Raw genomic sequence first — 24723 nt, forward strand, 5'->3', positions numbered from 1 at the left:
GCTGCCGTGGATGGTGGCCGCCACATAGAGCCGGGGCGGTTTCCGGTACAACGCAACGCTGGCCCGCACCAGCCAGGGGGGGCCGAAAGGGCGAATGCTTTGCTAAGCCGGTCCGGCCACAATGGGCGGTACGCGCCATCGGCTTGGACAACGGATTCCGCATGAAATTGCTGCTGGTGGAGGATTCTGAACGCTTGCGCCAGACCCTGCGCCACGGCCTGCAGGGCGCCGGCTTCACCGTGGATGCAGCCGGCGATGGCGTGGAGGCCTGCGGTTTTCTCGCCGGCTACGACTACGAGCTGGTGGTGCTGGACCTGATGCTGCCGCGGCTGGACGGTATCGGCGTGCTGCGCAGCATGCCGGCCGGCGGGCGTCGGCCGCGCGTGCTGGTGCTGTCCGCCCGCGACCAGGTACCCGACCGTATCGAGGCCTTGAATGCCGGCGCCGACGATTACCTGGTCAAGCCCTTCGCGTTCGACGAGCTGGTGGCCCGCCTGCACGCACTGGCGCGTCGCCCGCAGCAAGCCCAGCCCACCGTGCTCAGCCATGGCACGCTGTCCTGGGATCCCCGTTCGCACAGCGTGAACGTCGACGGCCAGCCGCTGGCGCTGACTCCGCGCGAATTCGCGGTGCTGGGGCTGCTGCTGCGACATCGCGGCCGTGCGTTCAGCCGCCAGGAAATCCTCGAACGCACCGCCGGCAGCGACAGCGAGGCTTCCGACCGCAGCGTCGAGGTGCTGGTGTTCGGCCTGCGCCGCAAGCTGGACGCCGCCGGCATGCCCAGCCTGATCGAGACGCGCCGCGGCGCCGGCTATCTGATCCCGTGAAGGCGACCTCGCTCTCCGCCCGCGTCACCGTACTGCTGGCCGTGGTCTGCCTGCTGGTGCTGGGCGGCGGCGCAAAACTGATGGACTGGCGCATCGACCACGAGCTGGCCAGCCGCTTCCGCCGGGACCTGCTCGGCCAGGCCCGCACCCTGGGCAACATGGTCGCGCTGGAACAGGACGTGCCCGCCGGCCGCGTCGTCGCCGGCCTGCCCGGTGGCGGCGACAGCTGGTACGAACTGCGCTGCGACGGCGCCGCGCCACAGCGCAGCAACCCACCACCGCCCGCCGTGCCGCCGGGCTGGCCCGGCGACACCGGCCCGCAGCCGCGTTTCGACCGGCTCGGCCACCATGAACACCATCTGGATTCGGTACGGCTGAGCTTCCCCCGCCCCGCCGGCGAAGACGACGATGCCCGCGCTACCGGCGCGGCAACACCTGCCACTTGCCGTCTGCTGTTCGTGCAGGATCGTCATTCGCTCGATCAGCTGTTGCTGGCGATCGACTGGGTACTCGCGCTGGGACCGCTGCTGGCCGCCGCCATCGCGTTGATCGCAGTGCCGCTGGTGGTGCGGCGCGGCCTGCGCCCGATTGCCGCGCTGGTGGAGCGCATGCGCGGCATCGGCCCCAACGCGCCCGGCCAGCGCCTCGCCGCGATCGGCCTGAAGGAGCTCGACCCGCTGGTGGCCCGCTTCAACGATGTGCTCGGCCGCATGGACGACGGCCTCGCGCGCGAGCGCCAGTTCGCCAGCGGCCTGGCCCACGAGACGCGCACCCGGCTCGCCGAACTGCGCGCCCTGGCCGAAGTGGAATCGCGCTACCCCAGCGGCCGCAGCACGCCTGAGCTGCTCGCCGAGATCGGCAGCATCGGCGCCGAGCTGGAAGCCACCGTCACCGCCTTGCTGCTGCTCACCCGCCTGCAGTCCGGCCTGGAACGGCCGCAATGGCAGACGCTGGCGCTGGCGCCGTGGCTGGAACGCCAGTTGCAACGCCAGCACGCCACCGCCGCCGCGCGCGGCCTCACGCTGGTGAGCGAAGGCACGCCGCCAGAAGGCCTGCACACCGATCCCGCACTGCTGGAAGTGATCGTGGGCAACCTCCTCGGCAATGCCTGCGCCTATGCGCCCGAGGGCGATACCGTGCGACTGCGCGTCGATGCGCACGGCCTCGCCATCGACAATGCAGCACCCGGCCTCGGCGATGCGGACCTGGCCAGCTTCGGCCAGCGCTTCTGGCGCAAGCAGCTGCCGCACGCCGGCCATGCCGGCCTGGGCCTGGCGCTGACCACGGCCGCCGCGCAGGCGCTGGGCCTGGCGCTGGACTTCCGGCTCGATCCGCAGCAGCGCCTGCATGCCACACTGGACTGGCGCGCGGCCATCGTCCTGGAGCCTTTCGCATCATGAGCGACACCCCCACACCCATCCTGCTCGCCTGGAGCGGCGGCAAGGATTGCCTGATGGCGCTGCAGCGGCTGCGTGCCGATCCGCGCTGGCAGGTCGTGGGCCTGCTCACCACGATCAACCGCAGCTACCAGCGCATCGCCATGCACGGCGTGCGGCAGGACGTGCTGGCGGCCCAGGTTGCCGCGCTCGGCCTGCCGCTGGTCGAGGTGCTGCTGGACTGGCCCGGCAGCAACGAAGTCTATGAGGCGGCCCATGCGCAGGCGCTGGCCGAGGCGCGCCGGCGCTGGTTCGGCATCCGCCACTGCGCGTTCGGCGACCTGTTTCTCGAAGACGTGCGCGACTACCGCGTGCGCCAGCTCGGCCGTGACAACTGGCGCGCGGTATTCCCGTTGTGGGGCGAGGACACCGCCGCGCTGTCGCGCCGCTTCGTCGCCGAGGGCCATCGCGCCATGCTGTGCTGCGTGGACACGCAACAGCTCGATGCGAACTACTGCGGCCGCGCCTATGACGCGGCCCTGCTCGATGCCCTGCCGGCCGGCGTCGATCCCTGTGGCGAGCGCGGCGAGTTCCACACCCTGAGCTTCGGTGGCCCGCTGTTCAAGCAGGCGCTCAAACTCAAGCGCGGCGAATCGGTGCTGCGCGACGGCCGTTTCCAGTTCACGGACTTCCTGCTGGACGATGGCACGCCGGGCTGAGCCACCCATCCTGCCCGACGTATTGCAGCCGGGCCTGGCGCTGGTGTTCTGCGGCACCGCGGCGGGCAAGCGCTCGGCCGCCGAACGCGCCTACTACGCGCACCCTGGCAACCTGTTCTGGCGCGCGCTGTACGAGGCCGGCCTGACCCCACGCCTGTTCGCACCGGCCGAGTTTCCGTTGCTGCCGCAGTTCGGTATCGGTCTCACCGACCTCGCCAAGCGCCACAGCGGCAACGACGATGAGTTGCCGCCGGGCGCCTTCGACGTGCCTGCGCTGCGCGCAAAGATCGAGCAGCATGCGCCGCGCCTGCTCGCCTTCACCAGCAAGAACGCCGCGCGCGCCGCGCTGGGCCGCCCCGTCGATTACGGCCTGCAGGACGAACGCATCGGCGATACGCGCGTGTTCGTGTTGCCGTCCCCATCGGGACAGGCGCGTGGACACTGGGATCTTGGGCCGTGGCGGACACTGGCCGCGCGCTTCGCCGCCGAGCGCGCGACGCAGTTGCGGGATCAGTGATCGCGTTCTGGCACGATCGCCGCTTCGAAGATCACCGAACACGGCACGCCCGTCAGTGGATGACGCGGTTCGTGCATCGCCCGTAGTTGGAACCCCGCTTCCTGCAGCAAGGCCAGCCAGCCGGCCAGCGTGCGGAAATACCAGGGCGCGGCACGGCCAAAGGCATCGCCGCAACCCGCCCAGGAACCGGCCCGCCAGCCTTCGGCGCGTTCCGCATCAGTCACCGCGAAACCGGGATGCAGTGTCTGGATCAGCAAGTTGCCATGCGGCGGCAGCAGGCTGCCGAGGCGACGGATCACGCCGCGCGTCGCCTCGTCGCCAAGCAGGGAGAAATTGCACACGGCCAGTGCCGCGGGCGTCACCGGCGCACCCTCCGCGAACGCCTCGTAGGACAGGCATTCGAAGGTTCCGCCACCGGCCAGCCGTGCCGCCGCTACCAGCTCGGGCACCGCATCGATGCCATGCACCTGCATGCCCAGCGGCGCCAGCGCGCGCGCCAGCCAGCCCTCGCCGCAGCCGACATCGAGTACCGTCGCCGGCTGCAGCCGGCGGATCGCCGAGACGATGGCGTGATCGGTGACCAGGCGGCGGCTCTCGATCGACCCGCTGCGCACGGCCTCGATCCACGGCGCGGCATTCTCGCGCCACGCGCCAAGGATGGCTTCATCGCAAAACCCGTTCATCAGCCCATGCTAGACCATCCACCCGGTCTATCACGGCCGGATGCGAATCTCACTCGATCGGCGTGTGCCGGTATCTGGATACATCTTGCTCGCGCACCGCCGGGGCGCGGTTCGACCAGGCCTGGCGGATGTAGCTGACCACGCTGGCGACCTCGGCGTCATCGAGTTGCTGTGCGTAAGGCGGCATGGAGTACGGGCGCGGACGTGCGCTGGTGCCGGGCGCGAAGCCGCCGAGCAACACCGCGCGGATCGCGTTGATGCCGCTGGGTTCGGTCACCGAGACGTTACCGTCCAGTGGCGGGTAGATGCCGGACACGCCGCGGCCGTCGCTGCCGTGGCAATCGCTGCAGCGTTGCCGGTAAATCGCCCCGCCCTGCGTCACCATGCGCCCGGCATCGAACGGCGCCGTCGTTGTCGTCGGCGCCGGATGCGGCGGCAACGCGGCAAGGTAGTCGGCGATGGCGTGCAAGTCGTTATCGTCCAAGTGCTGGGTGCTCTGCCGCACCACGTCGGCCATCGGGCCGAAGGCGATGCCGCGAGTGGACTGGCCAGTCTTCAGCAGGTCGACGACGTCCCGCTCGCTCCAGCCATCAAGGCCGCCGCGGCCTTGCATGCCGAGACCGGACGCGTACCAGTGCTGGGCCGGAATTTCGCCGCCGCCGAGGAAACGGTCGCGCGCGATCGCGCCCAGCGCATTGCGTGGCGCATGGCATTCGTTGCAGTGGCCAAGCCCCTGCACCAGGTAAGCGCCGCGATTCCACGCAGCCGAACGCTGCGGATCAGGCTGGAAAACGGCTTCGCGGAAATACAGCGCGCGCCATGCGACCAGCAATCGGCGCAGCTTGTAGGGAAACGCCAGCTGATTCGGCACCGGCGGCTGGCTAACCGGCGGCAGGGATTGCAGCCAGGCGTAGATCGCCAGCGCATCGTCGCGCGTGACCCAAGTGTAGGAGGTATAGGGAAATGCGGGATACAGCGGCTCGCCATGCCGGCCAATACCGCGATGCATGGCCTGCCAGAAGTCCTCGAAGCTCCAGTCGCCGAGGCCAGTAGCCGCATCCGGTGTGAGATTGGGGGCCGCGACGTTGCCGAACGGCGTGGGAATCAGGCGAGCGCCGGCATACGGCTGGCCGCCTCGCCTGGTGTGGCAGGCGGCGCAATCGCCGGCGGCGGCGAGGTAGGCGCCGCGCGCGATCAGGGCCGGGTCGCGCAGCGTGGCCGCGCTCACGGCGCTGGCGCCGCGCGGAACCGGCGCGTGGCCAAGGGGGCGGAGCAGCCACCACGCCAGTGACGCCAGCGCCAACAGCACGACGACCAGCACGACACGACGCAGCCGTCTCATGTGCCAGCCCCGTTGCCTGCCAGCACGCCGCAGTGCAGCGGCGGCTGCACGCTGCCCGCCGGTTGCGCGTGCATGTCGGCCGGCAGTTCGCGGCCGGCCAGCCAGGCCGCCACGGCGGTGATGTCGGTTTCGCTCAGGCGACCGGCCACTTCGGCCATGCAATCCGGCGCCACCGTGCCGCGCGTGCGGGTGCGCCAGGCACCGAGCTGGGCACTGATGTAGTCATACGGCAGGCCGACCAGACCGGGGATATCCGGCTCCACGCCGGTGAGCTGGCTGCCGTGGCAACGCTCGCAGGCGGGAATGCCGCGCGCCGGATCACCCGTGCTCACCAGCTGTGCGCCGCGTTGCAGCGTCGCCGCGGATACTGCCGGCAGCGGCGAGCGCGCGTACGGCACCTGCTGTGTCGAGAAGTACTCGGCAATCTCGCGCAGATAAGCCGGATCGAGTCCGCGCACCGTGTATTCCATCGGCGCGTACTTGCGCAGGCCGTTCTGGAAATCCTGCAACTGCCTCACCAGGTAGCCCGCCGGCTTGCCGGCGAGACGCGGGAAGAAGCCGCTGCCGGGCGAACCCTCGCCATGCGCACCATGGCAGGCGGTGCAGGCGGCGATGCGCTGCTGCAAGGTGTCGGGCACCCTCGGCGCGGCCGGCGACGGTATCGCGGACGAGGCGGCGAAAGCCGGCATCAGCAACAGCGAGAGTGCCAGGAACGACAGATATCGAAGTAGCCGCCCTGCGACCACTCGCGTCGGGCAAGACAGGTGCAGATCCATCGGCCGAGTATAGGCAGATCCCTCTGCCGTGCCGCGGCGCACCGGGCTATGCTCTGCCGATCGCGACACCGTGCCGCACCTGCCGGGGATGCCATGACGCACCGATTGCTCGCCCGTTCGCTGCTTGCCACCGCCCTGCTCGCCAGCGCACCGTTGTGTGCCCAGCAGCACGACGATGCCTATGCCTCCATCGCCCAGCTGCAGCAACGCATGAGCGAGGGCACACTGGGCAGTCAGGTGCTGACGCAACAGTACCTTGCCCGCATTCGCCGGATCGACCAGAGCGGCCCTGCGCTGCACGCGGTGCTTGAAACCAACCCCGATGCCTTGAAGATCGCCGCCGCGCTCGATGCGAAGCGCGGCAAGGCGCACGGCCCGCTGTACGGTATCCCGGTGCTGCTGAAGGACAACATCGACACCGGCGACCACGAGCGGACCACCGCCGGCTCGCTGGCACTGACGGACGCGCCCGCACCGCGCGATGCCACGCTGGTAACGAAGCTGCGCACGGCTGGCGCCGTGATCCTCGGCAAGACCAACCTCAGCGAATGGGCGGATTTCCGCTCCAATCACGCCTCCAGCGGCTGGAGCGGTGTCGGCGGACAGACAAGGAATCCGTACGCATTGGATCGCAATCCCTGCGGCTCCAGTTCCGGTTCCGCCGCTGCGGTGGCGGCCGGCCTCGCCACGGTGGCGATCGGCACCGAAACCGACGGCTCGATCATCTGCCCCGCGTCGATGAACGGCATCGTCGGTATCAAGCCCACACTGGGCCTGGTGAGCCGCGCCGGCATCGTGCCGATCACCCACAACCAGGACACCGCCGGCCCGATTGCACGAAATGTGGCCGACGCCGCCGCCCTGCTCGGCGCGATCGCCGGCAGCGATCCGCGCGACCCGGCCACCGTCGACGCCGACAAGCACGCCACCGACTACACCAAGTACCTCGACCCGAACGGGCTCAAGGGCAAGCGCATCGGCGTGGTGCGCGAGCTCGCCGGCAATGAGCCGAACGCCGACCGCGTGCTCGACGCGGCGATCGCCGCGATGAAGGCTCAGGGCGCGATCATCGTCGATCCGGTGAAGTTGCCGCACCTGAAAGAACTCGGCGATCCGGAAATTGCCGTGATGCTTTACGACTTCAAGCACGACATCAACGCCTACCTCGAAACCCGCACCGGCTTGAAGGTGCACACGCTGGCCGACCTGATCGCCTTCGACAAGGCGCACGCCGCCGAGGAAATGACGTGGTTCGGGCAGGAGCTGTTCGAGCAGGCCGAGACCAAGGGGCCGCTCACCGATGCGGCCTATCGCGATGCACTGGCCAAGGCGAAGCAGCTGTCTGGCCCGGAGGGCATCGATGCGGCGCTCAAGGCCGATCATCTCGATGCGTTGCTCGCCCCTTCATGGGGTCCCGCCTTCACGACCGATCCGGTGCTGGGCGACCATATCGTCAGCGGCGACCCCACTGTCGGCGGCGCCTCGCAACCCGCCGCGGTGGCTGGCTATCCGTCCATCACCGTGCCCGCCGGCTGGGCGCACGGCCTGCCGGTGGGCATCGTGTTCTTCGGAACGAAATGGAGCGAGCCCGCGCTGATCTCGATGGCTTACGGCTTCGAGCAGCATACGCACGCGTGGCAGCCGCCGAAGTTCCTCGACACGGTCGCGGGCAAGCCGGTGCCGCCTGGACGCTGAGAGCCATGCACGAACCGCAGCTGCAAAGCACTCTTACCTGCCCGCACTGCAGGCATCGCAGCATCGAGACCATGCCGACCAACGCCTGCGTGTTCTTCCACGACTGCCCCGGCTGCGGCGCGCTGCTGCGCCCGAAGCCGGGCGACTGCTGCGTGTTCTGCTCCTGGGGCGACGTGCCCTGCCCGCCGGTGCAGCAACAGGGCAAGGGCTGCTGCGGAGCGCATTGAGTGCGGCGACGCCGCGCTCAGGCGTCGGCGCCGACCGACTTGCGCACGATCAGCATCGCCAACTCCAGCGACTGCTCGTAGTTGAGGCGCGGATCGACCATCGACTTGTACGCACGTTCCAGGTCGGCTTCGGACAGGCCGCGCGCACCGCCGGTGCACTCGGTGACGTCCTCGCCGGTGAGTTCCAGGTGCACGCCGCCCAGCCGCGTGCCGGCGGCGGCATGAATGTCGAAAGCCTGGTCGAGCTCCCCGCGGATGTTGTCGAAACGGCGGGTCTTGTAGCCGTTGGAGGTACTCTCGGTGTTGCCGTGCATGGGATCGGCCACCCACAGCACGCGACGGCCCTCGCGCTTCACCGCTTCAAGCAGCGGCGGCAGCGCCGTGCCGATCTTCGCGTTGCCCATGCGGTGGACCAGGCTGAGCCGGCCGGGCTCGTTCTGCGGGTTCAGCGCGTCGATCAGCGGCAGCAACTGCTCGGCGGTTACCGTGGGACCGACCTTTACCGCGACCGGATTGCGGATGCCGCGGAAATATTCCACGTGCGCACCGTCCAGCGCCGCCGTGCGCATGCCGATCCACGGGAAATGGGTGGACAGGTTGAACCAGCCCGGATGCCGCGGCACCTCGCGGGTCAGCGCCTGCTCGTAATGCAAAAGCAACGCCTCGTGCGAGGTGAAGAAATCCACCTTGGTGAAACCGGCGATCGGCCCGGCCAGCGTCTCCATGAAACGCAGCGAATCGCCGATGCCGGCCACCATGCGGCGGTATTCGGCGGCCAGCGGCGAATGTTCGACCCAGGCAAGGTCCCAGTATTCAGGGTGATGCAGGTCGGCGAAACCGCCGTCGATCAGCGCACGCACGAAGTTCATCGTCAGCGCGGAATGCGCATGGGCACCGATCAGACGCTGCGGATCGGCGCGGCGCGCGGCCGCGGTGAACTCGGGGCCGTTGACCACGTCGCCGCGGAAACTGGGCAAGGTCACGCCGTCGCGCGTCTCGGTGTCGGCCGAACGCGGCTTGGCGTACTGGCCGGCGAAACGCCCCACGCGCAGCACCGGCTTCTTCAAGCCGTGCACCAGCACCAGGCTCATCTGCAACAGCACCTTGAGCCGGTTGGAGATGATCGGGCTGGTGCAGTCGGCGAAGCTCTCGGCACAGTCGCCGCCCTGCAGCAGAAAGCGCTTGCCTTCCTGCGCTTCGGCCAGCGCCTGCTTGAGCGCCAGTACCTCCCACGAGGTCACCAGCGGCGGCAGCTGCGCCAACTGCGCCGTGGCCTGCGCCAGTTCGGCAGCGTCTTCGTAATACGGCTGCTGCAACGCCTCGCGCCGCAGCCACGACGCCGGTGCCCAATCCGCCGCGAACACGGCCTGCTGCGGATCGTTCATCACCGTGCCCCCAGCGGGCGGCGCAGGCCGGCCAGCACGGCCCAGATACCCAGCAGCACGAACCAGATCAGCGACCACCACGGCATCGACAAGCCGAGGATGGGCTGCACCTTGGCGCATTCACCCGAGCCGGTAAGCACCTTGAGCAGCACGTGGATCAGGCCGCCGTTGCTGGCACGGGTTTCCAGCAGATAGCCCAGCGGCGCGCCGCAACTCGGCACCTGGTCCAGCGGCAGCGACTGGATCCACAGGTGGCGCGCGGCGATGCCGATGCCCACCAGCGCGACCAGCGCCAGCAGCGCGACGTAGATCCATCGTCCGTTGCCGCGTGGCGCATGCAGACCGCCGACCAGGAACACCAGGCCGAGCGCGATGAACGCCACGCGCTGCAGGATGCACAGCGGACAGGGATCCATCTGCAGCGAGTACTGCGCGTACAGCGCGAAACCGATCAGGCCGGCACAGACCAGAAAGCCGGCAAGGAGACTGACGCGAAACGACCAGCGCAAGGGGTTCATGGATGCCACGGCAGGGAGCGGAGATACGACATTACCCGCTTGCCAGCGGACTGTCAGCAATGCGCGCAACGACTAAACGACAAGGGCTGCAAGGTCGAGGACTTTGCCCATTCGCCGGGCGCCCGCAAGGGCGGCGCTCCGGGATGTGCCCCATGAAAAAACCCCGGCTGGTTTCCCGGCCGGGGTTTCATTCGGACGTCTGGATGTCCGTACGTATTGCGCTTACTCGGCGTCGACGGCCTCGGCCTGCGGACGGCCGACCAGCTCGACGTAGGCCATCGGCGCATTGTCACCGTCGCGGAAACCGCACTTCAGGATACGCAGGTAGCCGCCGGGACGCTCGCGGTAACGCGGGCCCAGCTCGACGAACAGCTTGCCGACCGCTTCCTTGTCGCGCAGGCGCGCGAAGGCAAGGCGGCGGTTGGCGACGCCGTCGGTCTTGGCCAGGGTGATCAGCGGCTCGGCGACGCGGCGCAGTTCCTTGGCCTTCGGCAAGGTGGTACGGATCAGCTCGTGCTTGAACAGCGACGAAGCCATGTTCTTGAACATCGCTTCACGGTGGGCGCTGGTGCGGTTGAGCTTGCGACCGGATTTCATGTGGCGCATGGCGAATACTCTCTATGTGGTCTGTTGTTATGAAGCGCTGGCACCTGTGTCCAACACCCCGCGGTTACCCGCTTTTATGGCCTCATCGAAGCGAGGCTCTTTTTTAAGATCCCTCATCGGAGCAAGAGCTCTTATGAGGAGTGCGGCCATGGATGGCCGCTTTTGGTGCTCGGCCAAGGCGCTATGCACGCCTTGGCCGATGTCTGGCTACATGACGATCAAGGATGATCGCACCAGTAACTCATCAACCCAACTGCATGCCGTGCGAGAGGCCGGCCGGCGGCCAGTTCTCGAGCTTCATGCCCAGGGCCAGGCCGCGCGAGCCAAGGACGTCCTTGATCTCGGTGAGCGACTTCTTGCCCAGGTTCGGCGTCTTCAGCAGCTCGACCTCGGTCTTCTGCACCAGATCGCCGATGTAGTAGATGCTCTCGGCCTTCAGGCAGTTCGCCGAACGCACGGTGAGCTCCAGATCGTCGATCGGACGCAGCAGCAGCGGGTCGAAACCGCTCTTCTCGGCCTTATCGGTGGCGCTCTCGCGACGCGAGAAGTCACCGAACACCGACAGCTGGTCGTTGATGATCTCGGCGGCCTTGCGCACCGCGTCCTCGGCACCGATGGTGCCGTTGGTCTCGATGTCCAGCACGAGCTTGTCGAGGTTGGTGCGCTGCTCGACACGAGCGGCGTCCACTTCGTAAGCCACGCGCAGCACCGGCGCGAACGACGCGTCCAGCTGCAGGCGACCGATCGGGCGCGCTTCGTCGTCCGGATGGACGCGGGCGCTGGCCGGCTGGTAACCCACGCCGCGACGCACCTTCAGGCGCATGTTGAGCGCGATGTCCTTGGTCAGGTGGCAGATCACGTGCTCGGGGTTGATGATTTCCACCGAGTGGTCGACGACGATGTCGCCGGCCGTGACCACGCCCTTGCCCTTCTTGGACAGGGTCAGGGTGACCTCGTCGCCGGTGTGCTGGCGGATTGCCACGTCCTTGAGGTTCAGCAGGACTTCGATCACGTCCTCCTGCAGGCCCTCAAGCGTGGTGTATTCGTGCAGCACGCCATCGATCTCGACCTCGACGATGGCGCTGCCGGGGATCGAGGAAAGCAGGACGCGACGGAGCGCATTGCCCAAGGTGTGACCGAAACCGCGCTCGAGCGGCTCGACCACCACCTTGGCGCGGTTGGCGCCAAGCTGTTCGACGCTGAGGCCACGCGGCCGCAGCACGCTAGTAGACGAAACTGCCATGCAGTGCTCCGGTGATTACTTCGAGTAAAGTTCGACGATCAGGGCTTCGTTGATGTCGGACGGCAGATCGCCGCGATCCGGCAACGCCTTGAACGTACCTTCGAACTTCTTGCTGTCGACCTCGACCCAACCCGGACGCAGGTCCATGGTGTCGAACACGGTCGCCGCTTCCTGCACGCGCAGCTGGCTGCGGGCGCGCTCGGTCAGCGCAATCGCGTCGCCCGGCTTGACCTGGTAGGAAGGAATGTTCACCTTCTTGCCATTGACCAGGATCGCCTTGTGAGCGACCAGCTGGCGGGCCTGGGCGCGGGTGACCGCGAAGCCCATGCGGTAGACGACATTGTCCAGGCGGCTTTCGAGCAGGCGCAGCAGGTTCTCGCCGGTGTTGCCCTTGAGGGTCGACGCCTTCGAGTAGTAGTTGCTGAACTGACGCTCGAGCACGCCGTAGATACGCTTGACCTTCTGCTTCTCGCGCAGCTGGACGGCGTAGTCGGACATGCGCATGCGCTTGTTGGCGCCATGCTGGCCGGGCTTGTTCTCCAGCTTGCACTTGGAGTCGATCGCGCGGGCCGGGCTCTTCAGGCTGAGATCAGCGCCTTCGCGGCGGGCGAGCTTGCAGGTAGCTCCACGATAACGGGCCATGGTGACTACTCCTTAGACTCGACGCTTCTTGGGGGGACGGCAGCCGTTATGCGGGATCGGCGTGACGTCGATGATGTTGAGCACCTTGTAACCCAAGGCGTTCAGCGAACGCACGGCCGACTCGCGACCCGGGCCCGGGCCCTTGATGCGCACTTCCACGGTCTTCACGCCGTAATCGCCGGCGGCACGGCCAGCCTTTTCGGCGGCGACCTGGGCGGCGAACGGGGTCGACTTGCGCGAACCGCGGAAACCCGCGCCGCCGGCAGTCGCCCACGACAGGGCATTGCCCTGGCGATCGGTGATGGTGACGATGGTGTTGTTGAAGGAGGCCTGCACGTGGGCCACGGCATCCGTGACAACGCGCTTGATCTTCTTCTTGGTCTTGACAGGCTTGGCCATATTCTCGATCCGTTACTTCTTGATGGCGCGACGCGGACCCTTGCGGGTGCGTGCGTTGGTACGCGTGCGCTGACCGCGCACCGGCAGACCGCGACGATGGCGCAGACCGCGATAGCAGCCCAGGTCCATCAGACGCTTGATCGCCATGCCCACTTCGCGGCGCAGATCGCCTTCCACGACATACTTGGCGATTTCTGCACGAAGCTTTTCCACTTCGCCTTCACTCAGCGACTTGATCTGGGTGGTGGGAACCACGCCAGCATCCACGCAGACCTTCTTGGCCCGGCTGCGGCCGATGCCGTAAATGCTCTGCAGGCCAACCCAGACATGCTTCTGGACCGGCAAATTGACACCCGCGATGCGCGCCATGATGTACTTTCTCCGATGCGTTTCGTGCGCGGTAAACGCGCAATTCTATCTTGAATCAACTTGTCAGGAAAGCCCTGCGGCGCCCAACGCCGCCCGGCCCTCCGGGTTTTCGACCCCTCTCCCGCGCCCAGCAGCCACTAGTTGCGACGGAGATTGGCCTTCTTAAGCAAACTTTCGTACTGGTGACTGACCAGGTGCGCCTGCACCTGCGCCGTGAAATCCATCACCACGACCACCACGATCAGCAGCGAGGTACCGCCGAAATAGAACGGCACGTGCCAGAACTTCTGCATGAACGACGGCACCAGGCAGACCAGCACCAGGTACAGCGCGCCGACGCCGGTCAAGCGGGTCATCACGCCGTCGATGTAGCCGGCGGTGGCGCGACCCGGACGGATGCCCGGAATCAACGCGCCGGAGCGCTTGAGGTTGTCCGCCGTCTCCTCCGCGTTGAACACGATCGCGGTGTAGAAGAACGCGAAACCAATCACCAGCACCGAGTAGACGATGGCCCACAGCGGCTCACCCGGATTCAGCGCCTGGCTCAGATCCTGCAGCCAGCGCGCCTGATGGCCGGCACCGAACCAGCTCACCGCGGTCGCCGGGAACATCAGCAGGCTGGACGCGAAGATCGGCGGGATCACACCCGACATGTTGATCTTCAGCGGCAGGTTCGAGCTCTGGTTCTGGTAGGCACGCTGACCACCGGAACGCCGTGCATAGTTCACTGTGATCCGTCGCTGCGCACGTTCCATGAACACGCAGAACGCAGTGACACCGAGCACGACCGCGAACACGATCAGCAGCATCAGCACCGACAGTTCGCCGTTGCTGGACATGCCCAAGGTATGTACCACCGCGCCGGGCAGGCCAGCCACGATGCCGGCGAAGATCAGCAGCGAGATACCGTTGCCGATGCCGCGCTCGGTCATCTGCTCGCCCAGCCACATCAGGAACATGGTGCCAGCGGTCAGACCCACCACCGAGGCCAGCACGAAGCCGAAGCCCGGGGTGTACACCACCGGCGCGCCGCCCGTAGCGACCTGCTTCTGCAGCGCCACCGCGATGCCGAAGGACTGGAACAGCGCCAGACCCACGGTGCCGATGCGCGTGTACATCGTCATCCGGCGCTTGCCGGACTCGCCTTCCTTGCGCAGCGCCTGCAGGCTCGGGATCACCGAACCCATCATCTGGATCACGATGGACGCCGAGATGTACGGCACCACGCCCAGCGCGAACACCGAGAAGCGCGCCAACGCACCGCCCGAGAACATGTTGAACATGTCCATCAGGCCGTTGCCGTTGACCAGGTTGGTCATTGCATCGGGGTTCACGCCCGGCACGGGAATGAACGAGCCGAGGCGGAACACCAGCAGCGCACCGATCACGAAGAAGATGCGCTGCCGCAGTTCGGTCAGTTTGCCGAACTTGCCGAGTGCGTTGCCTTTGGCCTGGGCCACGCGATTACTCCACGCTGCCGCCGGCCGCCTCGATGGCAGCCTTGGCACCAGCCGTGGCCAGCAGGCCCGACAGCTTCACCGCACGACCGATCTCGCCCTTCAGCACGACCTTGACCTTCTTCGCACGGCTGTCGATCAGGCCAGCCTGATGCAGCACGATGGCGTCGATCACGTCGGCCTTGAGGTTGGCCAGCTGGTACAGGAACACCTGCTGGCTCTCGGCCTTCAGCTTGGAGCGGAAGCCGACCTTGGGCAAACGGCGCTGCAGCGGCATCTGGCCGCCTTCGAAACCGTACTTGTGGGTGCCGCCGGCGCGGGCGTGCTGACCCTTGTGACCGCGGCCGGCCGTCTTGCCGAGGCCCGAACCGATGCCGCGACCCACGCGCAGGCGCGTCTTGCGCGAACCGGCGGCGGGCTTGATGTCGTTGAGACGCATGATGATTACTCCTCGACCCGGACCAGGTAGTAGACCGTGTTGATCAGGCCACGCACCTGCGGGCTGTCCTTCAGCTCACGGACGTCGTTGGTCTTGTTCAGGCCCAGCGCCTTGACGCTGAGACGATGCCGCGCCTGCACACCGCGCAGGCCCTTCACCAGGCGCACGCGCACGGTGCCGGCGGTTTCGTTCTGCTTAGCCATTGCCCAGCACCTCTTCCACGGTCTTGCCACGCTTGGCGGCGATCTGCTTCGGCGAGGCGACTGCCTGCAGGCCCTTGATGGTGGCGCGCACCAGGTTGATCGGGTTGCGCGAACCGACGGCCTTGGCCAGCACGTTCTTCACGCCGACCACTTCCAGCACGGCGCGCATGGCACCGCCGGCGATCACGCCGGTACCTTCGGAGGCCGGCTGCATGTAGACGCGGGCCGCACCGTGGTTGGCCTTGATGGCATACCACAGGGTGCCGTTGTTCAGGTCGATGTTCACCATGTTGCGACGGGCGCGCTCCATGGCCTTGGAGATGGCGACCGGCACTTCACGCGCCTTGCCATAGCCGAAGCCGACCTTGCCCTCGCCGTCGCCGACCACGGTCAGCGCGGTGAAACTCATCTGGCGGCCACCCTTGACGGTCTTGGCCACGCGGTTGACGGCAATCAGCTTCTCGAGCAGGCCGTCCGAATTTTCGCGATCGTTGGAAGACATATCTCTGTTCCGTGTGCCCGGACCATCCGGGACTTTTGCTTGCGGCTGGGCCGCTTGTTGTTGTGTGTTGCTGATGGAGGGCGGGATTCCGGGAATCCCGCCCCGATCTTCAGAACTTCAGGCCGGCCTCGCGTGCCGCATCGGCCAGCGCCTTGATGCGGCCGTGGAAGCGGAAGCCGGAGCGATCGAACGCCACCGACTCCACGCCGGCGGCCAGCGCACGCTCGGCGACAGCCTTGCCCACCGCGGCAGCGGCGGTCAGATTCTTGGTGCCCTTCAGGCCCTCGGCCACCGACTTCTGCACGGTGGAGGCAGCTGCCACCACGTTCTGGCCGTCGGCGGCGAACACCTGGGCGTAGAGGTGCTGGCCGGTGCGATGCACCGACAGGCGCGCCACGCCAAGCTTGCGGATGTGCGAGCGCGTGGACTTGGCACGGCGCAGGCGGGATTCGTTCTTGTTCATCTGTCTGTTCCTCGAAAGCGGATCGGCTTGTATGAGCGGTTAACTCACTTACGCCTTCTTGGCTTCCTTCAAGGTGATCTTCTCGCCGGCATAGCGCACGCCCTTGCCCTTGTAGGGCTCCGGAGCACGGAAGGCGCGGATCTTCGCGGCCACCTGGCCTACCGCCTGCTTGTCGGCACCCTTGATCAGGATTTCCGTCTGCGTGGGGGTTTCCAGGGTGATACCGGCCGGGGCCTCGAACACCACCGGGTGCGAGAAGCCCAGGCTCAGGTTCAGCGCCTTGCCGGCCATCGATGCGCGGTAACCCACGCCGACCAGCTCCAGCTTGCGCTCGTAACCCTCGGACACGCCCTTGACCATGTTGGCCAGCAGCGCGCGCGCGGTGCCGCCGAACTTGTCGTCGGCGCCCTCGGCCAGCTCGATGTTGACGGCATCGCCGTCGATCTTGAGCGACACGCCGGGCAGCGCATGGATGGACAGCGTGCCCTTCGGGCCCTTCACGGAAACGCCGTCGGCCGCAGCCTTCAGCTCCACGCCCTTCGGCAGGTTGATCGTCTTCTTGGCAACACGTGACATCGTCGGCTCCTTAGGCGACCTGGCCGATGACTTCGCCGCCCAGGCCCTTGGCACGGGCTTGCGCGTCGGTCAGCAGACCGGCGGACGTCGAGATGATCGAGATGCCCAGACCGCCGAGCACCTTCGGCAGTTCGTCCTTGCCGCGGTAGATGCGCAGACCGGAGCGGCTGACGCGGGAAATGGACTCGATGGCCGGACGGCCCTCGAAATACTTCAGCTTGATCTCGAGCTGCGGCTTGCCCTCCTCCTGGGAGGTCTGCACGTCGAGAATATAGCCTTCGTTCTTGAGAAGGCCGGCGATCGCCACCTTCAGCTTCGACGACGGCATGCGTACCGTCGGCTTGCCCATCAGCTGGGCGTTGCGGACACGCGTGAACATGTCGGCGATGGGATCAGTCATGCTCATGAAAACATCCTTCAGAGTGCACCGATATCCGATAAAACCGGAAATCTTCTAGATTGTAGTGCTGACAAAGCGCCAGCCTGCGTTGCGCAGACCGACGACTATAGCAGCTTTTTCCGGCTTTGCGAACATCGGCGCGGGGATTGCGCCAACGACGGCAGCCATCGGGGCCTGCCGCCGCATCAGGCCGGGCGAACTCGTCCGCCCTGCCCCAGTTTGGGTCTTACCAGCTGGCCTTGCGCAGGCCGGGCACGTCGCCACGCATGGTGGCTTCGCGCAGCTTGTTGCGACCGAGGTTGAACTTGGCGTACACGGCGCGCGGACGGCCGGTCAGCGCGCAACGGGTGCGCTGGCGGGCCGGGCTGGCGTCGCGCGGCAGCTTCTGCAGCTTGGTCTGCGCTTCCATCTTCTCCTCGTAGGAGGCGGTGGTGCTCAGCACGATCGCCTTCAGTTCGGCGCGCTTGGCGGCGTACTTCTTGACGAGCTTGGTCCGCTTGATGTCGCGGTTGACCATCGAGGTCTTTGCCATGGGATATCTCTCGCGTCTATCAGTTGCGGAACGGGAAGCTGAAGGCTTCCAGCAGCGCCTTGGCCTCGGCATCGGTCTTCGCGGTGGTGGTGATGGCGATGTCCATACCGCGCATCGCGTCGACCGCGTCGAAGTCGATTTCCGGGAAGATGATCTGTTCCTTGATGCCGAAGTTGAAGTTGCCACGGCCGTCGAAGGCGCGACCCGACACGCCGCGGAAATCGCGGACGCGGGGCAGCGAGATGTTGATCAGGCGGTCGAGGAACTCGAACATCTGGGCGCGGCGCAGGGTCACCTTGCAACCGATCGGCCAGCCGTCGCGGATCTTGAACGAGGCCACGGATACGCGCGCCTTGGTCGTGATCGGCTTCTGGCCCGAGATCTTCGCCATGTCGGCCACGGCGTTCTCGAGGATCTTCTTGTTGCCCGCGGCTTCGCCCACGCCCATGTTCAGCGTGATCTTGGTGATGCGGGGAACCTGCATCACGTTCTGGTAGCCGAACTTCTCGGTGAGCTTCGGCACTACCTGCTCTTTGTAAAACGTCTCAAGGCGCGTCATGTCATTAATCCTTACGCGTCCACGACCTCGCCATTCGAACGGAACACGCGGACCTTGCGCCCATCTGCGAGCGTCTTGGTGCCAACGCGTTCACCCTTGTTCGTGGCGGGGTTGAACAGCTGCACATTGGAGAGATGGATCGGGGCCTCACGCTCGACGATGCCGCCGGCCTGGTTGGCCTGCGGATTCGGCTTGGTGTGGCGCTTGACCAGGTTCACGTTGGAGACGTAAACGCGGTCTTCCGCGACGCGCAGCACTTCGCCGCGCTGACCCTTGTTCTTGCCGGCGATCACGAGGACCTGATCGCCTTTGCGGATACGGTTCATGTTCAGGACTCCGCTCAGAGCACTTCGGGCGCGAGCGAGACGATCTTCATGAACTTCTCGCTGCGCAGCTCGCGGGTGACCGGCCCGAAAATACGGGTGCCGATCGGCTCGAGCTTGTTGTTGAGGAGCACCGCTGCATTGCCGTCGAAACGGATCAGCGAGCCATCGGGACGGCGCACACCCTTGGCGGTACGCACCACCACGGCATTGTACACCTCGCCCTTCTTCACCTTGCCGCGCGGAATGGCATCCTTCACGGTGACCTTGATCACGTCACCGATCGCGGCGTAACGACGCTTGGAGCCGCCGAGCACCTTGATGCACATCAGTTCCTTGGCACCGCTGTTGTCCGCTGCGGAAAGCGTGCTTTGCATCTGGATCATGTCTGCACCCTCCCTTAGACGTTAGCGCGGGTGACGATTTCGACCACGCGGTGATGCTTGGTCTTGGACAGCGGACGGCATTCGGCGATGCGCACGAGGTCACCCTCGTTCGCGCCGAGGTCGTCCTGCGCGTGCAGCTTGGTCGACCGGCGCACGATCTTGCCCAGCAGGCCGTGCTGCACCTGGCGCTCGATCAGGACGGTGACCGTCTTGTCCATCTTGTTGCTGATGACGCGACCTTCGAGGGTACGCGCCTGCTTCTGGTTGTCGCTCATATCGGCGGTCCCTTACTTCTTGCCGCCGAGCACGAACTTCGTGCGGGCGATGTCGCGCCTGACGCGGCGCAGCTGATGCGGCTGATTGAGCTGGCCGGCACCCTTCTGCATGCGCAGGTTGAACTGTTCCTTGCGCAGGTCCAGCAGGTGCTGATTGAGCTCTTCGGCCGACTTGGTGGTCAGATCTTTGATGGCCATATCACATCACCGCCCGGGTCACGAACTGGGTCTGCACCGAGAGCTTGGCGGCGGCCAGGCGGAACGCCTCGCGTGCCGACACCTCGTCAATGCCCTCGATTTCATAAAGCATGCGACCGGGCTGGATCGGGGCGACCCAGAACTCCACGCCGCCCTTGCCGGCGCCCATACGCACTTCGATCGGCTTCTTGGTGATCGGCTTGTCCGGGAACACGCGGATCCACAGCTTGCCGCCACGCTTCACGAAGCGGGTGATGCAACGGCGGCCAGCCTCGATCTGACGCGCGGTCAGCGCGCCGTGGGTGGTCGCCTTCAGGCCGAATTCGCCGAAGCTGACGAGGTTGGCGCATTGCGCCAGACCGTCGTTACGGCCCTTGAACTGCTTGCGGTATTTGGTTCGCTTGGGTTGCAACATGGCAACTCTCCTTACTTCGCCGCGCGCTCGCGACGGCCTTCGCCGTCACGACGCGGTTCGCGGTCGCGGTCACGCCGGCCTTCGCCGCCCTCACGACGCGACGGCGCCGGAGACTCGTCCTTCGGCTCCTGGCCGATCTGGGTCACGTCGAAGACTTCGCCCTTGTAGACCCACACCTTGATGCCGATGATGCCGTACTGGGTCTTCGCTTCGGCGGTGCCGTAGTCGATGTCCGCACGCAGGGTGTGCAGCGGCACGCGGCCTTCGCGCGCCCACTCGGAGCGAGCGATCTCGGCGCCGTTCAGACGACCGGACACGTTGATCTTGATGCCCAGCGCGCCCAGGCGCATCGCGTTGCCGACCGAGCGCTTCATCGCGCGGCGGAACATGATGCGGCGTTCCAGCTGCTGCGCGATCGACTCGGCTACCAGCTGGGCGTCCAGCTCGGGCTTGCGCACTTCGTTGACGTTGATGTGCGTCGGGACGCCCATCAGGTCGCTGACTTCCTTGCGCAGCTTCTCGATATCCTCGCCCTTCTTGCCGATCACCACGCCCGGACGGGCGGTGTGGATCGTCACGCGCGCGGTCTTGGCCGGGCGCTCGATCAGGATCTTCGAGATGCCGGCGGCAGCCAGCTTCTTCTTCAGCATCTCACGGACCTTGATGTCCGCCACGAGATACTTCGCGTAGTCGCCCTTGTTGGCGTACCACTTGGCGTTCCAGTCCTTGGCGATGCCGAGGCGGATGCCGGTGGGATGAACTTTATGACCCATCGTCTTCTCCTCTTACTCGCCGACGACCACGGTGATGTGGCTGGTGCGCTTCAGGATGCGGGAACCGCGACCCTTGGCGCGGGCATACATGCGCTTCATCGCGGGACCTTCGTCCACGAAGATGCGCGAGACCTTCAGCTCGTCGACATCGGCGCCGAGGTTGTTCTCGGCGTTGGCGACTGCCGACAGCAGCACCTTGCGAACAAGGTGTGCGGCCTTCTTGTTGGTGAAGTTGAGCACGTCGCTGGCTCGGCCGACGGGCATGCCGCGGACCAGGTCAGCCACCAGGCGTGCCTTCTGCGCCGAGATGCGGGCGCCGCGCAGGATCGCTTTGGCTTCGGTGCTCATCACTTGCCCTTCTTGTCGCCGACGTGGCCCTTGAAGGTGCGCGTCACCGCGAACTCGCCGAGCTTGTGCCCGACCATGTTCTCGTTGATGAGCACCGGCACGTGCTGGCGGCCGTTGTGGATGGCGATGGTCAGGCCCACCATTTCGGGCAGGATCATCGAGCGACGCGACCAGGTCTTGATCGGGCGCTTGTTGTTGGCGGAAACCGCGGCTTCCACCTTCTTGGCGAGGTGAAGGTCGACGAACGGACCTTTCTTCAGAGAGCGTGGCATGTCGGGTTCCTGTTACTTGCGGCGACGCACGATGAACTGCTGCGTGCGCTTGTTGTTGCGGGTCTTGTAACCCTTGGTCGGCGTGCCCCACGGGCTGACCGGATGACGGCCGCCGGAGGTACGGCCTTCACCACCGCCGTGCGGGTGGTCGACCGGGTTCATCACCACGCCGCGGACGGTCGGGCGGATACCCAGCCAGCGCTTGGCGCCGGCCTTGCCGAGCTTCTTCAGGCTGTGCTCGCCGTTGCCGACTTCACCGATGGTAGCGCGGCACTCGACCGGCACGCGGCGCATTTCGCCTGAGCGAAGACGCAGCGTGGCGTAGCCGGACTCGCGGGCCACCAGCTGAACCGAGGCGCCGGCGGAGCGAGCGATCTGCGCGCCCTTGCCCGGCTTCATCTCGATGCAGTGGATGGTGGAACCCACCGGGATGCTGCGCAGCTGCAGGCAGTTGCCGGCCTTGATCGGCGCGTCGTGACCGGACAGCAGACGGTCGCCCACCTGCACGCCCTTCGGCGCGATAATGTAGCGGCGCTCGCCGTCGGCGTAGCACAGCAGCGCGATGTGCGCGGTGCGGTTCGGATCGTATTCGATGCGCTCGACCTTGGCGGCAATGCCTTCCTTGTCGCGCTTGAAGTCGATGATGCGGTAATGCTGCTTGTGACCGCCGCCACGATGACGCGTGGTGATGCGGCCGAAGTGGTTGCGACCGCCGGTCTTGGACTGCGACTCGGTCAACGCCGCGTACGGCGCGCCCTTGTGCAGGCCTTCGGTGCGGACGCTGACTGCGTCGCGGCGACCCGGCGAGGTCGGCTTATGAGTGATCAGTGCCATCTCAATTCAACTCCTGGCTCAGGCCTTGGCCGACACGTCGATGGACTGGCCATCGGCGAGGCGCACATAAGCCTTGCGCTTGCCCTGGCGGCTGCCAGCGCGGAAACGGAAGGACTTGACCTTGCCCCTGCTGTTGACGAGGTTCACCTGCTCGACCTTGACGTCGAACATCTTCTCCACCGCCTCACGGACATCGGCCTTGGTCGCCTCGGGGGCCACCACGAAAACGTACTGGTTGTGCTCGCTGACGCGAGCCGACTTCTCGGAGATGTGCGGCGCGCGCAGCGTGTCGAGAATGCGTTCGTTGCTCATGCCAGCCACTCCTCGATCTTCTTCACGGCGTCAACGGTCATGACGATGTGGTCGGAACCGACCAGACTGACCGGGTTCAGCGCCATCACGTCCAACACGTGCAGGTAGGGGATGTTGCGCGCGGCCAGGTACAGCGCCTCGTTGGCATCCTCGGAAACCAGCAGCACGCGACCGGAAACCTGCAGCTCGGCGAGCTTGGCAACCATCGCCTTGGTCTTGGGCTGATCGACGCCGAAGCCCTCGACCACCTTCAGACGACCCTGGCGGTTCAGCTCGGCCAGAATCGAGCGGATCGCGACGCGGTAAGCCTTGCGGTTGACCTTCTGCTCGTAGCTGCGCGGCTTCGCGGCAAAGGTCACACCACCGCCCACGAAGATCGGGGCACGGTAGTCGCCGTGACGGGCGCCGCCGCCCTTCTGCTTCTTGAACTTCTTGGTGGTACCCGACAACTCACCACGCGACAGCTGCGCCTTGGTACCGGCGCGACCGCCGGCCTGGTACGCAACCACCACCTGGTGAATCAGGGCCTGCTTGAACTCGCCGCCGAACACTTCGTCCGACACGCTGAGCGGCTTGGCGCCAATGACATTCAGTTCCATGGCGTCTCTCCTCAACCCTTGGTGGTCGGACGGATGACGACGTCGCCACCGGTCGCACCGGGGACAGCGCCCTTCACCGCGATCAGGTGACGCTCGGCGTCGACCTTGACCACTTCCAGACCCTGCTGCGTGCGGTTCACCGCACCCATGTGGCCCGACATCTTCTTACCTGGGAACACGCGGCCCGGCGTCTGGCGCTGGCCGATCGAACCCGGCGCGCGGTGCGACAGCGAGTTACCGTGCGTCGCATCGCCCATCTTGAAGTTGTGGCGCTTGATGGTGCCCTGGAAGCCCTTGCCCTTCGAGACGCCGGCGACGTCGACGATCTGGCCGACCGAGAACACCTCGTCCGCCTTGATCTCCGCGCCCACGCTGTACTTGCCGAGGTCGTCGGCGGACACGCGGAACTCCCACAAACCACGACCCGGCTCAACTTTGGCCTTGGCGTAGTGGCCCTTCAGCGGCGCCGTCAGCAGGCTAGCGCGCTTCACACCCGCCGCGACCTGCACCGCGCTGTAGCCATCGTTGTCTTCCGTCTTCAGCTGGGTGACGCGGTTCGGGGTCGCTTCAATCAGCGTCACCGGAATCGAGCGTCCGTCCTCAGTGAAGAGTCGGCTCATGCCGCACTTGCGGCCTACCAGTCCGATACTCATGTTCGTATCCTGTCTATCGCTCAACCGAGCTTGATCTGAACATCGACGCCAGCGGCGAGATCAAGCTTCATGAGCGCGTCCACGGTCTTGTCGTTGGGGTCGACGATGTCGAGCACACGCTTGTGGGTACGGGTCTCGTACTGGTCGCGTGCATCCTTGTCGACGTGCGGCGACACCAGAATGGTGTAACGCTCGATCTTGGTCGGGAGCGGGATGGGGCCGAGCACCGTGGCGCCCGTGCGCTTGGCCGTCTCGACGATCTCGCTGGCCGAACGGTCGATCAGACGATGATCGAACGCCTTGAGCCGAATGCGAATCTTCTGGTTCGCCATAAACCGTGTCCTGTTATCAAAAGAACTTGAATGTGCAACGAGGCGGCTTCTCACCGCATCGCACTGCTCTCTGGAACCACCGGGGCCGCGCGATGCACAACCCCGACCTGCAAAACGCCAAGCGAGCACATGATGGCTCGCCTGGCGCAAATCCTGCTGCGCAGTTGGTGCGACGACGGGAATCGACCCGGAATCACACCTAACGCAATGGCCGTCCACGGCCTGCGAACTCGAAGCACTTCCTGCGCCTCATTTCGCGGTAAGCCAGTCGGAATCGCGTCCGCCCGGCAAGTGAGCTGCAAAGTATAGCGGCAAATCCTGGCCGAGTGAAGCCCCCCCGGCGCAATTCGCCGAAGCTCCCCGAAACGACCTGCGGCGGACCGGTATGCCGGCCCGCCGCGAGGGGTATTACTTGATGACCTTGGCCACCACGCCGGCGCCGACGGTACGGCCGCCTTCGCGAATGGCGAAGCGCAGACCCTGGTCCATCGCGATCGGGTGGATCAGGCTCACCACCATTTTGATGTTGTCGCCCGGCATCACCATCT

The 24723-nt window shown here is 66.2% G+C and carries 39 protein-coding genes; 6 read left to right on the forward strand and 33 right to left on the reverse strand.

All coding sequences use genetic code 11. From position 1 onward, the window contains the following. Nucleotides 1–161: 161 nt before the first annotated feature. The 4 genes from ISP14_RS02520 to ISP14_RS02535 are packed head-to-tail and all read left to right on the forward strand — an operon-like array spanning nt 162 to nt 3439. Entirely contained in the window at nt 162–827 is a 666-nt protein-coding gene (locus ISP14_RS02520) for a response regulator transcription factor (protein ID WP_404536037.1), read from the forward strand. Beyond that, nucleotides 824–2227, forward strand: a complete 1404-nt coding sequence (locus ISP14_RS02525; RefSeq protein ID WP_404536042.1) for a sensor histidine kinase — start codon at nt 824–826, stop codon at nt 2225–2227. Before ISP14_RS02520 ends, ISP14_RS02525 begins: the two co-directional genes overlap by 4 nt. Continuing rightward, entirely contained in the window at nt 2224–2922 is a 699-nt protein-coding gene (locus ISP14_RS02530) for a Dph6-related ATP pyrophosphatase (protein ID WP_404536045.1), read from the forward strand. The genes ISP14_RS02525 and ISP14_RS02530 overlap by 4 nt, the downstream gene beginning before the upstream one ends. Beyond that, entirely contained in the window at nt 2906–3439 is a 534-nt protein-coding gene (locus ISP14_RS02535; protein ID WP_404536048.1) for a mismatch-specific DNA-glycosylase, read from the forward strand. Before ISP14_RS02530 ends, ISP14_RS02535 begins: the two co-directional genes overlap by 17 nt. Here ISP14_RS02535 and ISP14_RS02540 read toward each other — a convergent pair. Genes ISP14_RS02540 through ISP14_RS02550 form a run of 3 tightly spaced genes read right to left on the reverse strand, consistent with a single transcriptional unit; the run spans nt 3433 to nt 6153 of the window. Next, entirely contained in the window at nt 3433–4122 is a 690-nt protein-coding gene (locus ISP14_RS02540) for a class I SAM-dependent methyltransferase (protein ID WP_404536051.1), read from the reverse strand. The genes ISP14_RS02535 and ISP14_RS02540 overlap by 7 nt on opposite strands. A 49-nt stretch (nt 4123–4171) precedes the next feature. Next, nucleotides 4172–5464, reverse strand: coding sequence for a c-type cytochrome (locus tag ISP14_RS02545; protein WP_404536053.1), 1293 nt, complete (start codon nt 5462–5464; stop codon nt 4172–4174). Beyond that, nucleotides 5461–6153 (reverse strand): c-type cytochrome, encoded by a 693-nt coding sequence (locus ISP14_RS02550; RefSeq protein ID WP_404536055.1) that lies wholly within the window; start codon nt 6151–6153, stop codon nt 5461–5463. Before ISP14_RS02550 ends, ISP14_RS02545 begins: the two co-directional genes overlap by 4 nt. A gap of 180 nt (nt 6154–6333) precedes the next feature. Between ISP14_RS02550 and ISP14_RS02555 the strand changes: the two genes are divergently transcribed. Continuing rightward, nucleotides 6334–7935, forward strand: coding sequence for an amidase (locus ISP14_RS02555; protein WP_404536057.1), 1602 nt, complete (start codon nt 6334–6336; stop codon nt 7933–7935). A gap of 5 nt (nt 7936–7940) precedes the next feature. Further along, the gene (locus ISP14_RS02560; protein ID WP_404536059.1) at nt 7941–8162 is read left to right on the forward strand and encodes a GDCCVxC domain-containing (seleno)protein; all 222 of its coding nucleotides are present in this window, start codon (nt 7941–7943) and stop codon (nt 8160–8162) included. A gap of 17 nt (nt 8163–8179) precedes the next feature. On the opposite strand, the gene ISP14_RS02565 is transcribed toward ISP14_RS02560, so the two are convergent. From ISP14_RS02565 to ISP14_RS02710, 30 genes are all read right to left on the reverse strand, one after another. Further along, complete coding sequence (locus ISP14_RS02565; protein WP_404536061.1) at nt 8180–9547, reverse strand: class II 3-deoxy-7-phosphoheptulonate synthase; 1368 nt, start codon at nt 9545–9547, stop codon at nt 8180–8182. Further along, nucleotides 9547–10065 carry a disulfide bond formation protein B gene (locus ISP14_RS02570; RefSeq protein WP_404536063.1) on the reverse strand — a complete coding sequence of 173 codons (519 nt, stop codon included), beginning with the start codon at nt 10063–10065 and terminating at the stop codon, nt 9547–9549. The genes ISP14_RS02565 and ISP14_RS02570 overlap by 1 nt, the downstream gene beginning before the upstream one ends. Nucleotides 10066–10287: 222 nt before the next feature. Then, nucleotides 10288–10671 carry a 50S ribosomal protein L17 gene (gene rplQ, locus ISP14_RS02575; protein ID WP_181301027.1) on the reverse strand — a complete coding sequence of 128 codons (384 nt, stop codon included), beginning with the start codon at nt 10669–10671 and terminating at the stop codon, nt 10288–10290. Between the two features lie 244 nt (nt 10672–10915). Further along, the gene (locus ISP14_RS02580; RefSeq protein ID WP_192105751.1) at nt 10916–11914 is read right to left on the reverse strand and encodes a DNA-directed RNA polymerase subunit alpha; all 999 of its coding nucleotides are present in this window, start codon (nt 11912–11914) and stop codon (nt 10916–10918) included. A 15-nt stretch (nt 11915–11929) separates the two neighbouring features. Continuing rightward, entirely contained in the window at nt 11930–12556 is a 627-nt protein-coding gene (gene rpsD, locus ISP14_RS02585; protein WP_404536065.1) for a 30S ribosomal protein S4, read from the reverse strand. A 12-nt stretch (nt 12557–12568) separates the two neighbouring features. Further along, a complete protein-coding gene (gene rpsK, locus ISP14_RS02590) occupies nt 12569–12955 on the reverse strand; it encodes a 30S ribosomal protein S11 (protein ID WP_007513384.1) in 387 nt (128 codons plus the stop codon). 12 nt (nt 12956–12967) lie between these two features. Then, nucleotides 12968–13324 carry a 30S ribosomal protein S13 gene (gene rpsM, locus ISP14_RS02595; protein ID WP_192105753.1) on the reverse strand — a complete coding sequence of 119 codons (357 nt, stop codon included), beginning with the start codon at nt 13322–13324 and terminating at the stop codon, nt 12968–12970. Nucleotides 13325–13461: 137 nt separating this feature from the next. Next, on the reverse strand, nt 13462–14784 hold the full coding sequence (gene secY, locus ISP14_RS02600; protein ID WP_404536069.1) for a preprotein translocase subunit SecY: 1323 nt from the start codon (nt 14782–14784) through the stop codon (nt 13462–13464). A 4-nt stretch (nt 14785–14788) separates the two neighbouring features. Beyond that, entirely contained in the window at nt 14789–15226 is a 438-nt protein-coding gene (gene rplO, locus ISP14_RS02605; RefSeq protein WP_404536100.1) for a 50S ribosomal protein L15, read from the reverse strand. Beyond that, nucleotides 15226–15423 (reverse strand): 50S ribosomal protein L30, encoded by a 198-nt coding sequence (gene rpmD, locus ISP14_RS02610; RefSeq protein ID WP_404536070.1) that lies wholly within the window; start codon nt 15421–15423, stop codon nt 15226–15228. Before rpmD ends, rplO begins: the two co-directional genes overlap by 1 nt. Continuing rightward, a complete protein-coding gene (gene rpsE, locus ISP14_RS02615) occupies nt 15416–15925 on the reverse strand; it encodes a 30S ribosomal protein S5 (RefSeq protein ID WP_181301007.1) in 510 nt (169 codons plus the stop codon). The genes rpmD and rpsE overlap by 8 nt, the downstream gene beginning before the upstream one ends. A 109-nt stretch (nt 15926–16034) precedes the next feature. Continuing rightward, the gene (gene rplR, locus ISP14_RS02620) at nt 16035–16388 is read right to left on the reverse strand and encodes a 50S ribosomal protein L18 (protein ID WP_404536071.1); all 354 of its coding nucleotides are present in this window, start codon (nt 16386–16388) and stop codon (nt 16035–16037) included. Nucleotides 16389–16436: 48 nt separating this feature from the next. Beyond that, nucleotides 16437–16964: a 50S ribosomal protein L6 gene (gene rplF / locus ISP14_RS02625; protein WP_404536072.1), complete on the reverse strand. Its 528-nt coding sequence runs from the start codon at nt 16962–16964 to the stop codon at nt 16437–16439. A 10-nt stretch (nt 16965–16974) separates the two neighbouring features. Next, nucleotides 16975–17370 carry a 30S ribosomal protein S8 gene (rpsH, locus tag ISP14_RS02630; protein ID WP_404536073.1) on the reverse strand — a complete coding sequence of 132 codons (396 nt, stop codon included), beginning with the start codon at nt 17368–17370 and terminating at the stop codon, nt 16975–16977. 220 nt (nt 17371–17590) lie between these two features. Next, nucleotides 17591–17896, reverse strand: coding sequence for a 30S ribosomal protein S14 (rpsN, locus tag ISP14_RS02635; RefSeq protein ID WP_404536074.1), 306 nt, complete (start codon nt 17894–17896; stop codon nt 17591–17593). A gap of 19 nt (nt 17897–17915) precedes the next feature. Continuing rightward, on the reverse strand, nt 17916–18455 hold the full coding sequence (rplE, locus tag ISP14_RS02640) for a 50S ribosomal protein L5 (RefSeq protein WP_077481322.1): 540 nt from the start codon (nt 18453–18455) through the stop codon (nt 17916–17918). 11 nt (nt 18456–18466) lie between these two features. Beyond that, nucleotides 18467–18781, reverse strand: a complete 315-nt coding sequence (gene rplX / locus ISP14_RS02645; RefSeq protein WP_404536076.1) for a 50S ribosomal protein L24 — start codon at nt 18779–18781, stop codon at nt 18467–18469. Between the two features lie 14 nt (nt 18782–18795). Next, complete coding sequence (gene rplN, locus ISP14_RS02650; protein ID WP_007513359.1) at nt 18796–19164, reverse strand: 50S ribosomal protein L14; 369 nt, start codon at nt 19162–19164, stop codon at nt 18796–18798. Between the two features lie 14 nt (nt 19165–19178). After that, a complete protein-coding gene (rpsQ, locus tag ISP14_RS02655) occupies nt 19179–19439 on the reverse strand; it encodes a 30S ribosomal protein S17 (protein ID WP_404536077.1) in 261 nt (86 codons plus the stop codon). Nucleotides 19440–19451: 12 nt separating this feature from the next. Then, complete coding sequence (rpmC, locus tag ISP14_RS02660; protein ID WP_192105763.1) at nt 19452–19637, reverse strand: 50S ribosomal protein L29; 186 nt, start codon at nt 19635–19637, stop codon at nt 19452–19454. 1 nt (nt 19638) lies between these two features. Further along, nucleotides 19639–20052, reverse strand: a complete 414-nt coding sequence (gene rplP, locus ISP14_RS02665; RefSeq protein ID WP_181300984.1) for a 50S ribosomal protein L16 — start codon at nt 20050–20052, stop codon at nt 19639–19641. Nucleotides 20053–20063: 11 nt separating this feature from the next. Then, nucleotides 20064–20825: a 30S ribosomal protein S3 gene (gene rpsC / locus ISP14_RS02670; protein WP_404536079.1), complete on the reverse strand. Its 762-nt coding sequence runs from the start codon at nt 20823–20825 to the stop codon at nt 20064–20066. 12 nt (nt 20826–20837) lie between these two features. Further along, the gene (gene rplV / locus ISP14_RS02675) at nt 20838–21173 is read right to left on the reverse strand and encodes a 50S ribosomal protein L22 (protein WP_404536080.1); all 336 of its coding nucleotides are present in this window, start codon (nt 21171–21173) and stop codon (nt 20838–20840) included. Further along, nucleotides 21173–21445, reverse strand: a complete 273-nt coding sequence (gene rpsS / locus ISP14_RS02680) for a 30S ribosomal protein S19 (protein ID WP_108473256.1) — start codon at nt 21443–21445, stop codon at nt 21173–21175. The genes rplV and rpsS overlap by 1 nt, the downstream gene beginning before the upstream one ends. 12 nt (nt 21446–21457) lie before the next feature. Beyond that, on the reverse strand, nt 21458–22279 hold the full coding sequence (gene rplB, locus ISP14_RS02685) for a 50S ribosomal protein L2 (protein WP_181300975.1): 822 nt from the start codon (nt 22277–22279) through the stop codon (nt 21458–21460). A gap of 18 nt (nt 22280–22297) precedes the next feature. Beyond that, on the reverse strand, nt 22298–22591 hold the full coding sequence (rplW, locus tag ISP14_RS02690; protein WP_404536082.1) for a 50S ribosomal protein L23: 294 nt from the start codon (nt 22589–22591) through the stop codon (nt 22298–22300). Then, the gene (rplD, locus tag ISP14_RS02695) at nt 22588–23190 is read right to left on the reverse strand and encodes a 50S ribosomal protein L4 (protein ID WP_404536084.1); all 603 of its coding nucleotides are present in this window, start codon (nt 23188–23190) and stop codon (nt 22588–22590) included. The genes rplW and rplD overlap by 4 nt, the downstream gene beginning before the upstream one ends. A gap of 11 nt (nt 23191–23201) precedes the next feature. Then, on the reverse strand, nt 23202–23843 hold the full coding sequence (rplC, locus tag ISP14_RS02700) for a 50S ribosomal protein L3 (RefSeq protein ID WP_192164578.1): 642 nt from the start codon (nt 23841–23843) through the stop codon (nt 23202–23204). A gap of 20 nt (nt 23844–23863) precedes the next feature. Continuing rightward, complete coding sequence (rpsJ, locus tag ISP14_RS02705; RefSeq protein ID WP_014402136.1) at nt 23864–24175, reverse strand: 30S ribosomal protein S10; 312 nt, start codon at nt 24173–24175, stop codon at nt 23864–23866. Between the two features lie 408 nt (nt 24176–24583). Next, nucleotides 24584–24723 (reverse strand): EF-Tu C-terminal domain-related protein (locus ISP14_RS02710; protein WP_449757830.1); only part of this gene is annotated, 140 nt, incomplete at its 5' end.

Source organism: Dyella agri, from assembly GCF_044904705.1.
Lineage (GTDB): Bacteria > Pseudomonadota > Gammaproteobacteria > Xanthomonadales > Rhodanobacteraceae > Rhodanobacter_A > Rhodanobacter_A agri.

Bases quoted from the DNA above. Each gene is read 5' to 3' on its own strand.
- ISP14_RS02520 (WP_404536037.1), top strand. From the start codon at position 162: ATGAAATTGCTGCTGGTGGAGGATTCTGAACGCTTGCGCCAGACCCTG.
- ISP14_RS02530 (WP_404536045.1), top strand. From the start codon at position 2,224: ATGAGCGACACCCCCACACCCATCCTGCTCGCCTGGAGCGGCGGCAAG.
- ISP14_RS02535 (WP_404536048.1), top strand. From the start codon at position 2,906: ATGGCACGCCGGGCTGAGCCACCCATCCTGCCCGACGTATTGCAGCCG.
- ISP14_RS02540 (WP_404536051.1), bottom strand. From the start codon at position 4,122: ATGAACGGGTTTTGCGATGAAGCCATCCTTGGCGCGTGGCGCGAGAAT.
- ISP14_RS02545 (WP_404536053.1), bottom strand. From the start codon at position 5,464: ATGAGACGGCTGCGTCGTGTCGTGCTGGTCGTCGTGCTGTTGGCGCTG.
- ISP14_RS02550 (WP_404536055.1), bottom strand. From the start codon at position 6,153: ATGCCGGCTTTCGCCGCCTCGTCCGCGATACCGTCGCCGGCCGCGCCG.
- ISP14_RS02555 (WP_404536057.1), top strand. From the start codon at position 6,334: ATGACGCACCGATTGCTCGCCCGTTCGCTGCTTGCCACCGCCCTGCTC.
- ISP14_RS02560 (WP_404536059.1), top strand. From the start codon at position 7,941: ATGCACGAACCGCAGCTGCAAAGCACTCTTACCTGCCCGCACTGCAGG.
- ISP14_RS02565 (WP_404536061.1), bottom strand. From the start codon at position 9,547: ATGAACGATCCGCAGCAGGCCGTGTTCGCGGCGGATTGGGCACCGGCG.
- ISP14_RS02570 (WP_404536063.1), bottom strand. From the start codon at position 10,065: ATGAACCCCTTGCGCTGGTCGTTTCGCGTCAGTCTCCTTGCCGGCTTT.
- rplQ (WP_181301027.1), bottom strand. From the start codon at position 10,671: ATGCGCCACATGAAATCCGGTCGCAAGCTCAACCGCACCAGCGCCCAC.
- ISP14_RS02580 (WP_192105751.1), bottom strand. From the start codon at position 11,914: ATGGCAGTTTCGTCTACTAGCGTGCTGCGGCCGCGTGGCCTCAGCGTC.
- rpsD (WP_404536065.1), bottom strand. From the start codon at position 12,556: ATGGCCCGTTATCGTGGAGCTACCTGCAAGCTCGCCCGCCGCGAAGGC.
- rpsK (WP_007513384.1), bottom strand. From the start codon at position 12,955: ATGGCCAAGCCTGTCAAGACCAAGAAGAAGATCAAGCGCGTTGTCACG.
- rpsM (WP_192105753.1), bottom strand. From the start codon at position 13,324: ATGGCGCGCATCGCGGGTGTCAATTTGCCGGTCCAGAAGCATGTCTGG.
- rpmD (WP_404536070.1), bottom strand. From the start codon at position 15,423: ATGGCTAAGCAGAACGAAACCGCCGGCACCGTGCGCGTGCGCCTGGTG.
- rpsE (WP_181301007.1), bottom strand. From the start codon at position 15,925: ATGTCTTCCAACGATCGCGAAAATTCGGACGGCCTGCTCGAGAAGCTG.
- rplR (WP_404536071.1), bottom strand. From the start codon at position 16,388: ATGAACAAGAACGAATCCCGCCTGCGCCGTGCCAAGTCCACGCGCTCG.
- rplF (WP_404536072.1), bottom strand. From the start codon at position 16,964: ATGTCACGTGTTGCCAAGAAGACGATCAACCTGCCGAAGGGCGTGGAG.
- rpsH (WP_404536073.1), bottom strand. From the start codon at position 17,370: ATGAGCATGACTGATCCCATCGCCGACATGTTCACGCGTGTCCGCAAC.
- rpsN (WP_404536074.1), bottom strand. From the start codon at position 17,896: ATGGCAAAGACCTCGATGGTCAACCGCGACATCAAGCGGACCAAGCTC.
- rplE (WP_077481322.1), bottom strand. From the start codon at position 18,455: ATGACGCGCCTTGAGACGTTTTACAAAGAGCAGGTAGTGCCGAAGCTC.
- rplX (WP_404536076.1), bottom strand. From the start codon at position 18,781: ATGAACCGTATCCGCAAAGGCGATCAGGTCCTCGTGATCGCCGGCAAG.
- rplN (WP_007513359.1), bottom strand. From the start codon at position 19,164: ATGATCCAGATGCAAAGCACGCTTTCCGCAGCGGACAACAGCGGTGCC.
- rpsQ (WP_404536077.1), bottom strand. From the start codon at position 19,439: ATGAGCGACAACCAGAAGCAGGCGCGTACCCTCGAAGGTCGCGTCATC.
- rpmC (WP_192105763.1), bottom strand. From the start codon at position 19,637: ATGGCCATCAAAGATCTGACCACCAAGTCGGCCGAAGAGCTCAATCAG.
- rplP (WP_181300984.1), bottom strand. From the start codon at position 20,052: ATGTTGCAACCCAAGCGAACCAAATACCGCAAGCAGTTCAAGGGCCGT.
- rpsC (WP_404536079.1), bottom strand. From the start codon at position 20,825: ATGGGTCATAAAGTTCATCCCACCGGCATCCGCCTCGGCATCGCCAAG.
- rplV (WP_404536080.1), bottom strand. From the start codon at position 21,173: ATGAGCACCGAAGCCAAAGCGATCCTGCGCGGCGCCCGCATCTCGGCG.
- rpsS (WP_108473256.1), bottom strand. From the start codon at position 21,445: ATGCCACGCTCTCTGAAGAAAGGTCCGTTCGTCGACCTTCACCTCGCC.
- rplB (WP_181300975.1), bottom strand. From the start codon at position 22,279: ATGGCACTGATCACTCATAAGCCGACCTCGCCGGGTCGCCGCGACGCA.
- rplW (WP_404536082.1), bottom strand. From the start codon at position 22,591: ATGAGCAACGAACGCATTCTCGACACGCTGCGCGCGCCGCACATCTCC.
- rplD (WP_404536084.1), bottom strand. From the start codon at position 23,190: ATGGAACTGAATGTCATTGGCGCCAAGCCGCTCAGCGTGTCGGACGAA.
- rplC (WP_192164578.1), bottom strand. From the start codon at position 23,843: ATGAGTATCGGACTGGTAGGCCGCAAGTGCGGCATGAGCCGACTCTTC.
- rpsJ (WP_014402136.1), bottom strand. From the start codon at position 24,175: ATGGCGAACCAGAAGATTCGCATTCGGCTCAAGGCGTTCGATCATCGT.